The organism is Pseudaeromonas aegiceratis (assembly GCF_046254905.1).
GTDB classification, from domain to species: Bacteria; Pseudomonadota; Gammaproteobacteria; order Enterobacterales; family Aeromonadaceae; genus Pseudaeromonas; species Pseudaeromonas aegiceratis.
In genome coordinates this window covers 1,301,851-1,315,670 of sequence record NZ_CP158016.1, presented here as the reverse complement: position 1 = coordinate 1,315,670, position 13,820 = coordinate 1,301,851, and the positions used below count along the sequence as shown (strand labels likewise).

Below are 13,820 nucleotides of genomic sequence, written 5' to 3'. Positions count from 1 at the left end.
CAAGAAAGCGATTTCAAATTTTGTGCCATATTTTTCACCCCCTGCGGCCATCTGAACGACCATTTGACCAGGCATAAAAAAACCGACCCTAGGGTCGGTTTTTTGTTGAGTGGTCGACTCAGACGCCGGCCTTGGCCAGAGCAGCCGAAACGATCTCCTGGGCTTCCTTCTGGATGCGATCCAGGTGGTCAGCCCCCTGGAAGCTTTCCATATAGATCTTGTAGATGGACTCGGTGCCGCTGGGGCGGGCCGCAAACCAGCCGTTCTCGGTGACCACCTTGAGGCCGCCGATGGCGGCGCCGTTGCCCGGCGCGGCGGTCAGCTTGGCCAGGATGGGCTCCCCGGCCAGCTCGGATGCTTCCACCATGGCGGGATCCAGCTTGGAGAGTACCGCCTTCTGCTCGGTGTTGGCCGGCGCGTCGATACGACGGTACAGGGGGGCCCCAAACTGAGTGGTGATCTCGTTATACAGGGTCTGGGGATCCTTGCCGGTCACCGCCAGGATTTCCGCCGCCAGCAGGCAGAGCAGGATACCATCCTTGTCGGTGGTCCAGACCTTGCCATCCTTACGCAGGAAGGAGGCACCGGCACTCTCTTCGCCGCCGAAGCCAAAGCTGCCGTCAAACAGGCCATCAACGAACCATTTGAAGCCTACCGGCACTTCCTTAAGCTCGCGACCGATGCTCTTGGCCACCCGGTCGATGATAGAGGAAGAGACCAGCGTCTTGCCCACCGCCGCCTGGGCCGGCCAGCCGGGTCTGTGGGTGAACAGGTACTGGATGGCCACGGCCAGGTAGTGGTTGGGGTTCATCAGACCGGCCTTGCAGACGATGCCGTGGCGATCGTTGTCCGGATCGTTGGCCACCGCCACGTCGAACTTGTCCTTGAGGTTGATGAGGCTGGCCATGGCCCAGGGGCTCGAGCAGTCCATCCGCACCTTGCCGTCCTTATCCAGGGTCATGAAGGAGAAGGTGGGATCCACCGCGTAGTTCACCACCTCGATGTTCAGACCATAGGTCTTGGCGATCACGTCCCAATAGGCCACACCTGAACCACCCAAGGGGTCCACGCCGATCTTGACGCCGGAACGCTTGATGGCGTCCATGTCGATGACGTGCTTCAGATCCTCAATATAGGGGGTCATGAAGTCGTGCTCCTGCACGTTGCTCATGGCCCGGGCCTTGGCAAAGCTCACCCGCTTGACTCCAGCCAGATCCGCCTCCAGCAGTTCATTGGCGCGGTTCTCCACCCACTTGGTGATCTCCCCTTCGGCGGGGCCGCCGTGGGGCGGGTTGTACTTGAAGCCACCGTCATCCGGCGGGTTGTGGGACGGGGTGATGACGATACCGTCGGCCTGGTCGGTCAAACCGGCGGCGTTGTAGCGCAGGATGGCGTGGGACACCACAGGGGTCGGGGTGTAACCCAGGCCCTTGTCGATACGCACCTCCACCCCGTTGGCGGCCAACACCTCGACGGCGGAAGCCAGGGCCGCTTCTGACAGGGCATGGGTATCCATGCCGATAAACAGCGGCCCCGTGATGCCCTGGGCAGCACGGTACTCGGCGATGGCCTGGCTGACCGCCAGGATATGGGATTCGGTGAAGGCGCTCTTCAGGGAGCTGCCACGGTGACCTGAGGTGCCGAACGCTACCCGCTGCTCGGCCTTGGTCATGTCCGGCTTATTCAAGTAATACGCCGACATCAGCCGCGGTATGTTGGTGAGATCTTGCAAACGGGCCGGCTTCCCGGCGTGTTCATGTTGGGCCATAGCAAATTTCCTGATTGAATGTGTAGTTGAGACTAAACCTTGTCACACACCTGCTCGATCTGGTCGGCAGGATAGGCCATCGCTGTCATCACCTGGTTGATGATGTGCCTCTTGCGGGCGGTATTGGTATTACTGATGACCCAGAACGGCGTATCGGGAATGGGTTTGGGCTTGGTGGTGGTGCCGTTGGCCTGCAGCTCTTCGGGAGAGCGGGCTATGTAGAGACGCTTGCGGCCCTTGAGTTCGGCCGCCTGGGCAAAGGCCTCGGGCTGACCGCGGTACAAGGCGGTGAGGACCAGCATGAAGCGGCCGATGGAGCTCTCCTCTGCCGCCAGAGTCTCGGCGTCCGGCAGGCTGACAGGGAGGGCCTCATTCGTTTGCGCTGGTTGCACTAGCGGTTCGGCATTGGCGCACTCGGTCAGCTGTTGCGGGGTGACACCCAGTAACCGACGCAGGATGTCGGAGGCACTCTCGCCGATATGCTGGGTCTGGCTGGCGATATAACGGTAAAGCTCTTCATCAACCTCGATGGTCTTCATGGCACTTCTTGCAATAAGTTACTTAATAAATGGTCGGATTATACATAGTCCTCATCAAGAGCCCAACCATTGGACAGACCAGCCGGCTCCTGACGAGCCCCACCATACCCCTGCTTTTGTCATGGTATTGTTTTCACAGTGATTCATGCATCATGTCGCCGTTCTAATAAGGAGTGCGCCATGCAGCTAAATGCCCAGTTCCGCCCCGCTCAACCCGGGCCGGTCGTCGTCCTGATCCATGGTCTGTTTGGCAGTCTGGACAATCTTGGCCTGCTGGCCAAGGCGTTGGGAGAAGCGGGATTCGGGGTGCTGAGCCTGGACCTGCGCAATCACGGCCGCTCCCCCCACTCCCCCGAACACACTTATCCGGCCATGGTGACGGACCTGCTGGCGTTGCTGGATGAGCAGGGACTCGCCGAGGTGTCCCTGGTGGGCCACTCCATGGGGGGCAAGGTCGCCATGCAGTGTGCCCTGCGCCATCCCCAGCGGGTAAAGCAGCTGGTGGTGGTGGACATGGCACCGGCAGACTACCTGCCGGGCGAGCACGATGCCGTGTTTGCCGGCTTGCATGCGGTAGCGCGCCAAGCGCCACTGACCCGCGTCCAGGCCGATGCCTGCCTGGCACAACACCTGACAGACCCGGCGGTGCGCCAATTTCTGCTGAAATCCTTCCTGCCGGGCGCACAGCCTTGCTGGCGTTTCAATCTGGCGGCCCTGCAGGCCAACTACCCGCAGATACTGGCCTGGCCGGCCGTCGAGGGGTCTTATCCTGGCCCTAGCCTGTTTATCAAGGGCGAGTTGTCCCCCTACCTGCAACCCCATCATCAAGGCGCCATAGCAGGGCTATTCCCCCGGGCCAAGGCCAGGCTGGTACTGGGTGCCGGCCATTGGTTGCATGCCGAAAAACCCCTGCTGTTCAACAAGCTGGTTGTGGATTTCCTGTCGGCAAGCAGTTAACAGTCCCAGTCCCCTATGCTATAGTTCGCCGGCTCTGCTGGGGGCAGGGCTCCGCGCCGGGGCCTGCACTCCCGCCCCGGGAGACGAGTCGCCCATGCCGCACAGTCCGGCCGGTGTCTTCACCCAAAATCCGATGTCGATCGTTGTTAAAGATAGGTATGGCAAAACAGCAGTCCGATCGTACCACCCTGGATTTGTTCGCCGATGAGCGGCGGCCAGGGCGGCCCAAGACCAATCCCCTGCCCCGTGACCTGCAGCTGAAAATCAACAAGCGCAATCAGCTCAAGCGGGACAAGGAGAACGGCTTTCGCCGGGTCGAGCTCAAGCTGGAAGCCAGCGTGCTCGATCACCTCAACCAGCTGGCCAAGGCGCAGCAGATCAGTCGCGCCGACTTGATCCAGTGGTTGATCAAACAGCATATTGATGCCTGCAACGCCGCGACCGTGCAGGAATAATTCATACTTAATCACTCCTCTAATACCAAGGGTAACGAACCACTATGGCAAGCGTAGGTCTTTTCTTCGGTAGCGATACCGGCAATACCGAAACCGTCGCCGGCATGATCCAGAAGGAGCTGGGAGCACAGCTGGTGGATGTACGGGATATCGCCAAGAGCAGCAAGGAAGAGATCGCCCAGTTCGATCTGTTGATCCTGGGCATCCCCACCTGGTACTACGGTGAGGCGCAGGCCGACTGGGATGACTTCTTCCCCGAGCTCGAAGAGATCGACTTCACCAACAAGCTGGTGGCCATCTTCGGTTGCGGCGATCAGGAAGACTATGCCGAGTACTTCCTCGACGCCATGGGCACACTGCGGGACATCATCGAAGCCCGAGGGGCCATCATCATGGGCCACTGGCCCACCGAGGGCTATCACTTTGAGGCCTCCAAGGCCCTGGTGGACGACCAGCATTTCGTCGGCCTGGGGATCGATGAAGACCGTCAACCCGAGCTGACCGAGGGCCGCGTTCAGGCCTGGTGCAAGCAGCTGGTGGACGAGATGTGCCTGGCCGAACTGCAATAAGCCAGCCTGACAAAGGCATCCAGCAGAGGGTCTGCCACGGCAGGCCCTTTTTGTTGCCGGGTGCCTGGGCTGTGGCGCACAGATGACCAGGATGACCTCGCTGACCTCGGCCGATTTAACAAGCCCGTCACCAATCTGGCCGGCACGGTTCCAATTTGGCAAGATTGAAACGTATAATGAATATCATCCATGACAGATATTTGGCCTGATTGAGGCCCATGAGCAAGATGCCCGAGATGACAACCAACAGCCAACAGCTTAAAGACGCCGGTCTGAAGATCACCTCCCCCCGCACCAAGATACTGGAGTACCTGCAGCTGCCGGAATGCCAGCACATCAGTGCCGAAGACCTGTACAAGATGCTGCTGGAGCAAGGCGAGGAGATTGGCCTTGCTACCGTGTATCGGGTGCTCAACCAGTTTGACGATGCCGGTATCGTCACGCGGCACCATTTTGAGGGGGGCAAGTCGGTGTTCGAGCTGGCCCATCAGGACCACCACGACCATCTGGTGTGCCTGGACTGCGGCCGGGTGATCGAGTTTCACGACGACATCATAGAGCAACGGCAAAACGCCATCGCCCAGGCCCACGGCCTGGAGCTGACCCACCACAGCCTCTATCTCTACGGCCACTGCAACAGCCCAGAATGTGTGGCCAAGCGCAACGCCAAGAAATAATCCGGGCCAGCCAACCCCATAAAAAAACCGCCGTTAGGCGGTTTTTTTATGCTGGCAGACCGGCAAACCGGTCTGCGTTGGGGGACATCAACCCTGCCAGGTATCCCGCAGTGCCACCGTCAGGTTGAACACCAGATGATCCGGGCTGGAGAGCTGGTTGTCGGCACAGAAGTAACCTTCCCGCTCAAATTGATAGGCCTGCTCGGGTTGAGCGGCCTTCAGGCTCGGCTCCACCATGGCACCTTCCACCAGGGTCAGGGAGTTGGGGTTGAGGGTGCTGAGGAAATCCTCGGCCGCCCCCGGGTTGGCCACACTGAACAGGCGATCGTACAGGCGCACCGTGGCCGGCAACGCATGCTGGGCGCTGACCCAGTGGATCACCCCTTTCACCTTACGGCCATCGGCCAGATCCTTGCCCAGGGTGTCGGGGTCATAGGTACAGAAGACGGTGGTGATCTTGCCGTCGGCATCCTTCTCCACCCGCTCCGCCTTCACCACGTAGGCATGGCGCAGACGCACTTCCTTGCCCAGCACCAGGCGCTTGAACTGCTTGTTGGCCTCTTCGCGGAAATCCGCCTCGTCGATGAAGATCTCCCGGGAGAACGGCAGCTCGTGGGTGCCCATCTCCGGCTTGTTGGGATGGTTGGGGGAGCTCAGGATCTCCTCCTGCCCTACGGGGTAGTTCTCGATCACCAGCCGTAACGGACGCAACACCGCCATGACCCGCGGCGCGTTCTCGTTGAGATCCTCACGGATACAGGACTCAAGCGCACTCATCTCCACGGTATTGTCCTGCTTGGTCACGCCGATCCGGCGGCAGAATTCACGGATGGCCGCCGAGGTGTAGCCGCGGCGACGCAGGCCGGAGATGGTCGGCATGCGGGGGTCGTCCCAGCCGTCCACCCGCTTCTCGGTCACCAGCAGGTTGAGCTTGCGCTTGGACATGATGCTGTATTCGAGGTTCAGGCGACTGAACTCATACTGGCGGGGATGGCAACCTATGCTGATGTTATCCAGCACCCAGTCGTACAGGCGACGGTTGTCCTGGAACTCCAGGGTACAGATGGAGTGGGTGATGCCTTCCAGGGCGTCCGAGATGCAGTGGGTGAAGTCATACATGGGGTAGATACACCACTTGTCACCGGTCTGGTGGTGCTCGGCGAATTTCACCCGGTAGATGACGGGATCCCGCATGACGATAAAGGAAGAGGCCATGTCGATCTTGGCCCGCAGGCAAGCCTGCCCCTCCTGGAAGCCGCCGTTCTTCATCTTGTCGAACAGCGCCAGGTTTTCCGCCACGCTGCGGTCGCGATACGGGCTATTTTGGCCGGGACGGGTCAGGGTGCCACGGTATTCGCGGATCTGCTCCGCACTCAACTCGTCCACATAGGCCAGTCCCTTCTCGATCAGCTCTACCGCGTAGGCGTGCAGCTGATCAAAATAGTCGGAGGAGTAACGCACCTCACCATGCCATTGGAAACCCAGCCACTGGACGTCCTTCTGGATGGACTCTACATACTCCACTTCTTCCTTGGCCGGATTGGTGTCATCGAAACGCAGGTTGCAGCAACCCTGGTAATCCTGAGCGATGCCGAAATTCAGGCAGATGGACTTGGCGTGGCCAATATGAAGATAACCGTTCGGCTCCGGCGGAAAGCGGGTCTGTACGTGGTCATGCTTACCACTGGCCAGATCCTCGTCGATGATTTGCCGAATGAAATTGGTGGGGCGATTTTCCGCCTGAGTCATTTACTCACCTCAAGATCGATAGAAGCTTCAACTGCGTTAACCGCGTATGATCCATGAATCTCCCGGCCGGCTCAAGTGCAATTCGCTAGCCGATTCGCGGTCGCCCAGTGAAAAAAACCCGCTCCAGGCGGGTTAAGGCGACACACCCGACGGGCCAAATCCCTCACCGGTTGGGCCCGTCGGCGCATTCGAGGCATTGGTTCACCCTTCCACCAGACGCTTCATCTGGGCGGCGATGCGCTCGGCCTCCGGCCCCAACACCACCTGCACATTATTTTCCCCCAGCTTGATGACCCCGGCGGCACCCAGGGCCCGGATGGCCGCTTCGTCCAGCAAGGCGCGATCCTTCAAGGTCAGTCGCAACCGGGTGATGCAGGCATCGATCACCGCCAGGTTTTCCCGGCCCCCCAGGGCCTGCAGGTAGCCCGCCGCCAGGGCCGACTTATCCTGTGCCGGCGCCACCGCCTCCTGAGCCTCGGCCGATTCACGGCCCGGGGTCTTGAGGTTGAAGCGTACTATGGCGGTGCGGAACACCAGGTAATACACGCAGAAGAACAGGGCACCTTGCACCAGCAACATGAACCAGTTGAGGGCCAGGGGATTGCGGGATGAGAGCACCATGTCCACCAAGCCGGCGCTGAAGCCAAAGCCGGCCATCCAGTGCATGGTCGCCGCTATGTAGACCGACAATCCGGTCAGCAGGGCATGCAGCACATACAGCAGGGGTGCCACAAACATGAAGGCAAACTCCAGGGGCTCGGTCACCCCGGTGAGGAAGGCGGCAAATGACGCGGCCAGCATGATGGACGCCACCTTCTCCCGGTTTTCCGGCCGGGCTGTATGGTAGATGGCCAAGGCCGCGCCGGGCAGGCCAAACATCATGATGGGAAAGAATCCCGCCTGATACATGCCGGTGACCCCCAGCACGGCCTTGCCGTCGGCCAGGGATTGGGCGCCCCCCAGGAAGTTGGGAATGTCGTTGATGCCGGCCACGTCAAACCAGAACACTGAGTTGAGGGCATGGTGCAGGCCCACCGGGATCAGCAGGCGGTTGAAGAAGGCATAGATACCGGCCCCCGTGGCCCCCAGCCCCTGGATGCTTTCGCCAAAATGCACCAGACCGCCGTAGATCATGGGCCACAGATACATCATGACGAACGCCAATGGGATCATGGCAAAGGAGGTGAGAATGGGCACCAGCCGGCGACCGCTGAAGAAGGCCAGGGCCTTGTGCAGCTCGACGCCGCTAAAGCGGTTGTACAACTCGGCGGCTATGATGCCGGTGAGGATGCCGACAAACTGGTTGCCTATCTTGCCGAAGGCGGCCGGCACCTGCTCCGGCGGCACCCCCAGGATCTGACTCACGGCCCCCGGGGAACACAGGGTCGTCAGCACCAGATAGCCAACGAACCCGGCCAGGGCAGCGGCGCCATCCTTGTCCCGGGACAGGCCATAGGCCACCCCCACGGCAAACAGCACCGCCATGTTGTCTATGATGGCGGCACCGGACTTGATGAAGAAGGCCGCCAGGGCGCTGTTACCGCCCCAGGCCACCGGATCGATCCAGTACCCCACCCCCATCAGGATGGCGGCGGCGGGCAGGGTGGCCACCGGCACCATGAGGGCACGCCCGACTTTTTGCAGGTATCCGAGAATATTCACATCCACATCCTCACGGTTATTCAGATTGCCCGGCAGTTCCGGTGGTAGAGCCGCGCAATCTGGCTCCTGCTCATCAAGGTAACGACACTTATTTTGCATCGCAAATGTATTTTGCCGTGCAGTGATAAGAATCACGCCACGCCAGGCTTCAAACTGCCATAAAAGCAGACAAACCACCATGATTCATCAAGATTCCAAGATTGGATTGGCTTTTTAAGGGCGCTTATTTCACAATGAGAAATAAGCACCCCAGTGGAGAACCTCATGCGCCTCATTCCCCTCAAGCAAGCCGAGCAGGTGGGTCTCTGGTCCGCTCGCTACATAGTGGATCGCATCCAGGCCTTCGCCCCGACGCCGGAGCGCCCCTTCGTGCTGGGCTTGCCGACCGGTGGTACGCCCCTGAGTACCTATCACCGGCTGATCCAGCTGTATCAGCAGGGCGAGGTCAGCTTCGCCAACGTGGTGACCTTCAACATGGACGAATACGTCGGCCTGCCGGCGGCACACCCCCAGAGCTATCGCCGCTTCATGTACGACAACTTCTTCTCCCAGGTGGACCTGCGGGAGGAAAACATCCATCTGCTGGACGGCAATGCGCCGGATCTGCTGGCCGAGTGCCAAGGGTATGAGGAAAAAATCCGCCGATATGGCAAAATCCACCTCTTCATGGGGGGCGTCGGCAACGACGGGCATATCGCCTTCAACGAACCGGCGTCGTCGCTGAACTCCCGCACGCGGATCAAGACCCTCACCGAGGACACCCGGCTGGCCAACGCCCGCTTCTTTGACGGCGACCTGCAGCAGGTGCCCAAGCTGGCTCTGACGGTGGGGGTCGGTACCCTGATGGATGCCGAGGAGATCATGATTCTGGTGACCGGTCATGCCAAGGCGCTGGCCCTGCAGGCGGCGGTGGAAGGCAGCGTCAACCACATGTGGACCATCTCCACCCTGCAGCTGCACCCCAGGAGTCTGATCGTCTGCGACGAGGCCTGCACCATGGAGCTCAAGGTCAAGACGGTTCGCTATTTCCAGGGGTTGGAAGCCGAAAACATCCAGCGCCTCTGAGGTCAGCTTCAACACAGGACGTATTATGTACGCACTCACCCACGCCCGGATCCATACCGGCAGCCAGTGTCTCACCGATCAGGCCCTGCTGATCGAGGGGGACAGGATCGCCGGCCTGCTGCCCCTGCAGGAGCTGGATCCCGCCCTGCCCCGCCACGCACTGGCCGGCGCTCACCTCACCGCAGGCTTTATCGATCTGCAGATCAACGGCTGCGGCGGCGTGATGTTCAACCATGCTCCGACCCTGGCCACCCTGCAGACCATGCAGGCCGCCAACCTGCGCAGCGGCACCACCAGCTTCCTGCCCACCCTGATCAGTGCCCCGGATGAGACGATTCGAACCGCCCTGACGGCGGTGCGGGGCTTCATGACGGCACAGCCGGATCTGGTGCTGGGCATGCATCTGGAAGGCCCCTACACCCATCCGCAGCGCAAGGGCATACACCCCTTGGCCCAGCTGCGCCACCCCACCGAGGCCATGATCGACTTCCTGTGTCAGCAGTCGCCCTGGCTGCGGATGGTGACCCTGGCCCCCGAACAGAACCGGCCCGAACATATCCAACGACTCAAGGCCGCCGGCATCCTGGTGGCCCTTGGCCACAGTGCCGCCAGCTACCAGCAGGCCATGGCGGGCTTCGCCGCCGGCATCGGCTTCGCCACCCACCTCTACAACGCCATGAGCCCCACCCTCAACGGCCGGGAGCCTGGCGTGGTGGGCGCCATCTACGATCACCCCAGCCTCTACAGCGGCATCATAGTGGATGGCCATCATGTCCATTGGGCCAATGTCCGGCTGGCCCACAAGGTGCTGGGGGAACGCCTGTGCCTGGTGACCGATGCGGTGGCTCCGGCTGGAGCCCCTCCCGGCTTCGATCACTTCGATTTCTGCGGCACCCAGGTGTTCTATCGGGATGGCAAGTGTGTCGATGCCCAGGGCACCCTGGGGGGCTCGGCCCTGACCATGATCGAGGGCGTCGCCAACCTGGTGCGGCATGTGGGCCTGCCGCTGGAGGAGGCCCTGCGCATGGCCTCCCTCTACCCGGCCCGGGCGCTGGGAATCGAAGATCGTCTGGGCAGCATAGCCCGGGGCAAGATCGCCAACCTGACCCTGTTTGATGACGATTTCCGGGTGCTGGGCACTGTGGTCAAGGGGCAATGGCTGGAGCAGACCCCATGAGCCCCACGCAGGTGGCCAACCTGGAGCAGGTCAAACAGGTGAACGCGGCCCTGGTGTATCGGCTCATCGATGAACAGGGTCCCCTCTCCCGGGTACGCCTGGCGGAACTCGCCGCCCTGGCGCCCGCCAGCATCACCAAGCTCAGCCGGCAATTGCTCGAAGCCGGCCTCATCCGCGAGCTGGAAGCCGCCACCCCCACCGGCGGCCGGCCGGCCATCGCCCTCACCTGCCAGAACGAGTCCCTGGGACTGGTGGCCGGTCGGCTGGGGCGGGACGGCCTGCAGCTGAGCCTGTACAACCTGCAGGGCACGGAGCTGGTCAGTCAGGCGTGGAGCATAGACGCCCCGGAGCAGCCCGGGGTCATGAACCAGTTGGCCGAGGCTCTGGTGGACTTCATTGCCCAGCATGGTCACGGCGTGCCACGGCCGATCGCCGTCGGCCTGACCATGCCGGGACTCATCGATCCCCAGCAAGGCAGGGTGGTCTACATGCCCCGCTATCCCCTCCGGGAGCTGGCTCTGGGCCCCTGGCTGGCCGAGCGCCTAGGGCTAGCCGTCTATCTGGGCAACGACACCCGGGCTCATGCCCTGGCGGAACACCTGATCGGGGCCGCCCAGGGCTGCCAGGACGCCATCCTGGTGAGCGTGCACCATGGCACCGGTGCCGGCATCCTCAGCAACGGCCACATCTTCCTGGGCAAGAACAGCAACGTGGGAGAAATCGGCCACATTCAGGTCGCGCCGTTTGGCGAACGCTGTCACTGCGGCAATGTCGGCTGTCTGGAGACCATAGTGGCCAATCCCGCCATCGTCCGCCGTACCCGCCAGCTGCTGGCACAGGGGCATCCCAGCCGGCTGCGGGACGAGGCCCTGACCATAGCGACCATCTGTCAGGCGGCGCTGGCCGGCGACGGCCTGGCCCGCCATGTGCTCGAACAGGCGGCCGAGCCTCTCGGGCGCACCCTGGCCATCATGGTCAACCTGTTCAATCCGCAGAAGTTGCTGCTGGCCGGCGAGATCATGCAGTGCCATGAGCTCCTCTGGCCCATACTGCAAGGCTGCATCGAGCGGCAATCCCTGCCCAGCTTTCATCAGGATCTGCCCATCGAACTGGCCCGTTTTCAGCAGGCCGGCACCCAAGGCGGCTATGCCCTGATCAAGCGCGCCCTGTATGAGGGGGACCTGCTGCAGCGGCTGATGAATCCTGCGATGGCGGAATAATGCCCTGCCAGGCCGGCATCACGGGCCATTCCTACCAGGGAATGGCCTTTTTTGTGCCTTTTTTAGTCGTTTTTACTGCTGCGCCCCCCATAGAGGCTTCAAATATGAGCCTTTTCTTCTGCTGCGCGTTTTTGATTAATTTTTTTTATCGTAAAATGAAAAAACTCGATTTTTAAGTCTGTAGCCCCCTGAACATACTTGCCCGCGACAGTTCCACCAACGATGAATACGAGCATATGAGCTTCGAAACTGATAAGCGCTTTAATGACTTGCAACACTTTCCCCGGGGTATCCGCCGCAGTGGCGAATTCACCGTCGCCGAAGCCGACCTGCTCGAACGGCATGGCCACGCCATGCTCAGTCTGTATCAAGGCAAGACCCAGCCGCAGGATGAGCTGGAAACCAGCTTCCTGGAGAAGGTGCAACAGGGGGATGCCAGCGGCCATTCCTTCGCCAAGGTATGGTTGAAATACCTGAAGGTGATCGGACCCCGCCGGGTACACCGTCTGTGCACCGCCTCCGGCTCCGGCGGCGATGACGGCGCCAGCTTCGAGTCCGTGGACGAGTCCCTGGAGTAATGGATACAGATCTGCTGCGCACCTTCATCGAGGTCAGCAAGACTCGCCATTTTGGTCGTGCGGCAGAAAACCTGTATCTGACCCAATCGGCGGTCAGCTTCCGGATCCGCCAGCTGGAGCAGCAACTGGGAGTCACCCTGTTTGCCCGCCACCGCAACAACATCCAGCTGACCACCGCCGGGCAACACCTCATTCCCTACGCCGAAACCATACTACTGACCCTGGGACGCGCCAAGCAGGAGCTGGCCCGGGATCAGGCCCAGCAGCAGCTGCTGGCGGTGGGCGCACCGCTGTTCTGCTGGGAGATGGGCCTGCAGGCCTGGCTGGATCATTGGTTTGCCCAAGGCAGCCAGCCGGCTCTGCGCCTGGAAACCGCCAACCGCGAACAGCTCTGCCGTCAGTTGCTCGAACGCACCCTGGATCTGGCCATCCTCGCCGAGCCCAGCAAGATAGACGAGGTGACGGTCCGTCCCCTGGCCGAATACCAGCTGACCCTGGTGAGTCGCACACCCCAGCTCACCCTGGAGCAGACCGCCAACCAGCCACTCATCTGGCTCGAATGCGGCCAACAGAGTGCCCAGCAAGGCATGCCGGCCCTGCTGCTGCAACGCACCCCCACCCTGCAGACCGGCTCCGTCACCCAGGCCCTGCAGCATCTGCTGGCCCACGGCGGCATCGGCTACCTGCCCCGTCATCTGGTCAGCCAGGCCCTCAAGCAGGAGCAGCTGCACCTGGTGGAGGGCGCGCCGACGCTCATCCGCCCCCTGTACCTGGCCTATCGCCATGGCTTCGACCAGGAGGAGCGGCTGGGCAATCTGTTGGCCGCGCCACTTAACTTCGGCGCCCGCCGTTAATCCGTCAGACTGTACTGCGCCAGCACGGCGCCGCTATCCCGCTCCACCAGGGTCAGACAATCCGCCTCATAGCGACCATAGCTGGCAGGCTGGCCATCCCGCGGCATGGCAAGCGACCCAGGGTTAAAGCGCATGGGGCCCTGGCCATCCTTCTGCCAATGCACCCTGTGGGTATGGCCGGTGAGCAGCAGATCCGCTGACGTCAGCGGCAGGCCCTCCTCTGCCAGACAGTGACCGTGGGTCATGAAGAAGCGGTGGCCATCCACCAGCAACTGGTTGTGGGATGCCAGCACGGGAAACTGCAGCAGCATCTGATCCACCTCGCTGTCGCAGTTGCCACGCACCGCGATGATCTGCTGGCGCAGGCCATTGAGGCGCGCCGCCACCCCCATGGGGTCATAGCCGGCAGGAACCGGATTGCGGGGACCGTGGTTCAGCAGGTCCCCCAACAGCAGATAGTAGTGGGGTTGCCAGGCCGCCAGTTGCAGCAAGGCCTGCTCCAGGGCCGCCAGATCACCATGAATATCGGAAAGCAGGGCAAGACGCATAA

General features: G+C 61.6%; 15 protein-coding genes. 9 read left to right on the top strand and 6 right to left on the bottom strand.

What is annotated here, in order from left to right; translation table 11 throughout:
• Positions 1 to 118: 118 nt before the first annotated feature.
• Together pgm and seqA are read right to left on the bottom strand one after the other, a co-directional pair.
• A complete protein-coding gene (gene pgm, locus ABHF91_RS06245; protein ID WP_409422601.1) occupies positions 119 to 1,768 on the bottom strand; it encodes a phosphoglucomutase (alpha-D-glucose-1,6-bisphosphate-dependent) in 1,650 nt (549 codons plus the stop codon).
• A gap of 32 nt (positions 1,769 to 1,800) precedes the next feature.
• A complete protein-coding gene (gene seqA, locus ABHF91_RS06240) occupies positions 1,801 to 2,307 on the bottom strand; it encodes a replication initiation negative regulator SeqA (RefSeq protein WP_409422600.1) in 507 nt (168 codons plus the stop codon).
• 180 nt (positions 2,308 to 2,487) lie between these two features.
• Here seqA and ABHF91_RS06235 point away from each other — a divergent pair, with 180 nt between their 5' ends.
• The 4 genes from ABHF91_RS06235 (at position 2,488) to fur (ending at position 4,965) form a co-directional block, all read left to right on the top strand.
• Entirely contained in the window at positions 2,488 to 3,264 is a 777-nt protein-coding gene (locus ABHF91_RS06235) for an alpha/beta fold hydrolase (RefSeq protein ID WP_409422599.1), read from the top strand.
• A 158-nt stretch (positions 3,265 to 3,422) separates the two neighbouring features.
• Positions 3,423 to 3,719 (top strand): LexA regulated protein, encoded by a 297-nt coding sequence (gene ybfE / locus ABHF91_RS06230; protein ID WP_409422598.1) that lies wholly within the window; start codon positions 3,423 to 3,425, stop codon positions 3,717 to 3,719.
• 44 nt (positions 3,720 to 3,763) lie between these two features.
• The gene (gene fldA / locus ABHF91_RS06225; RefSeq protein WP_409422597.1) at positions 3,764 to 4,288 is read left to right on the top strand and encodes a flavodoxin FldA; all 525 of its coding nucleotides are present in this window, start codon (positions 3,764 to 3,766) and stop codon (positions 4,286 to 4,288) included.
• 236 nt (positions 4,289 to 4,524) lie between these two features.
• Entirely contained in the window at positions 4,525 to 4,965 is a 441-nt protein-coding gene (gene fur / locus ABHF91_RS06220; protein ID WP_409423090.1) for a ferric iron uptake transcriptional regulator, read from the top strand.
• Positions 4,966 to 5,052: 87 nt separating this feature from the next.
• Here the strand turns inward: fur and glnS are convergent, their stop codons facing one another.
• Positions 5,053 to 6,714, bottom strand: a complete 1,662-nt coding sequence (gene glnS, locus ABHF91_RS06215) for a glutamine--tRNA ligase (protein WP_409422596.1) — start codon at positions 6,712 to 6,714, stop codon at positions 5,053 to 5,055.
• A gap of 201 nt (positions 6,715 to 6,915) precedes the next feature.
• Complete coding sequence (gene nagE / locus ABHF91_RS06210; RefSeq protein WP_409422595.1) at positions 6,916 to 8,376, bottom strand: N-acetylglucosamine-specific PTS transporter subunit IIBC; 1,461 nt, start codon at positions 8,374 to 8,376, stop codon at positions 6,916 to 6,918.
• A 264-nt stretch (positions 8,377 to 8,640) separates the two neighbouring features.
• On the opposite strand from nagE, the gene nagB reads away from it, so the two are divergent.
• The 3 genes from nagB to ABHF91_RS06195 are packed head-to-tail and all read left to right on the top strand — an operon-like array spanning position 8,641 to position 11,838.
• The gene (gene nagB, locus ABHF91_RS06205) at positions 8,641 to 9,441 is read left to right on the top strand and encodes a glucosamine-6-phosphate deaminase (protein ID WP_409422594.1); all 801 of its coding nucleotides are present in this window, start codon (positions 8,641 to 8,643) and stop codon (positions 9,439 to 9,441) included.
• A 25-nt stretch (positions 9,442 to 9,466) separates the two neighbouring features.
• Entirely contained in the window at positions 9,467 to 10,618 is a 1,152-nt protein-coding gene (gene nagA / locus ABHF91_RS06200) for an N-acetylglucosamine-6-phosphate deacetylase (protein WP_409422593.1), read from the top strand.
• The gene (locus ABHF91_RS06195) at positions 10,615 to 11,838 is read left to right on the top strand and encodes an ROK family protein (RefSeq protein WP_409422592.1); all 1,224 of its coding nucleotides are present in this window, start codon (positions 10,615 to 10,617) and stop codon (positions 11,836 to 11,838) included. The genes nagA and ABHF91_RS06195 overlap by 4 nt, the downstream gene beginning before the upstream one ends.
• Before the next feature lie 98 nt (positions 11,839 to 11,936).
• Here the strand turns inward: ABHF91_RS06195 and ABHF91_RS06190 are convergent, their stop codons facing one another.
• On the bottom strand, positions 11,937 to 12,188 hold the full coding sequence (locus ABHF91_RS06190; protein ID WP_409423153.1) for a hypothetical protein: 252 nt from the start codon (positions 12,186 to 12,188) through the stop codon (positions 11,937 to 11,939).
• Between ABHF91_RS06190 and maoP the strand changes: the two genes are divergently transcribed.
• Together maoP and hdfR are read left to right on the top strand one after the other, a co-directional pair.
• Positions 12,075 to 12,416, top strand: coding sequence for a DUF413 domain-containing protein (maoP, locus tag ABHF91_RS06185; RefSeq protein ID WP_409422591.1), 342 nt, complete (start codon positions 12,075 to 12,077; stop codon positions 12,414 to 12,416). The genes ABHF91_RS06190 and maoP overlap by 114 nt on opposite strands.
• Positions 12,416 to 13,270: an HTH-type transcriptional regulator HdfR gene (gene hdfR / locus ABHF91_RS06180; protein ID WP_409422590.1), complete on the top strand. Its 855-nt coding sequence runs from the start codon at positions 12,416 to 12,418 to the stop codon at positions 13,268 to 13,270. The genes maoP and hdfR overlap by 1 nt, the downstream gene beginning before the upstream one ends.
• Here hdfR and yfcE read toward each other — a convergent pair.
• Positions 13,267 to 13,818 carry a phosphodiesterase gene (gene yfcE / locus ABHF91_RS06175; protein ID WP_409422589.1) on the bottom strand — a complete coding sequence of 184 codons (552 nt, stop codon included), beginning with the start codon at positions 13,816 to 13,818 and terminating at the stop codon, positions 13,267 to 13,269. The genes hdfR and yfcE overlap by 4 nt on opposite strands.
• Between the last annotated feature and the right edge of the window lie 2 nt (positions 13,819 to 13,820).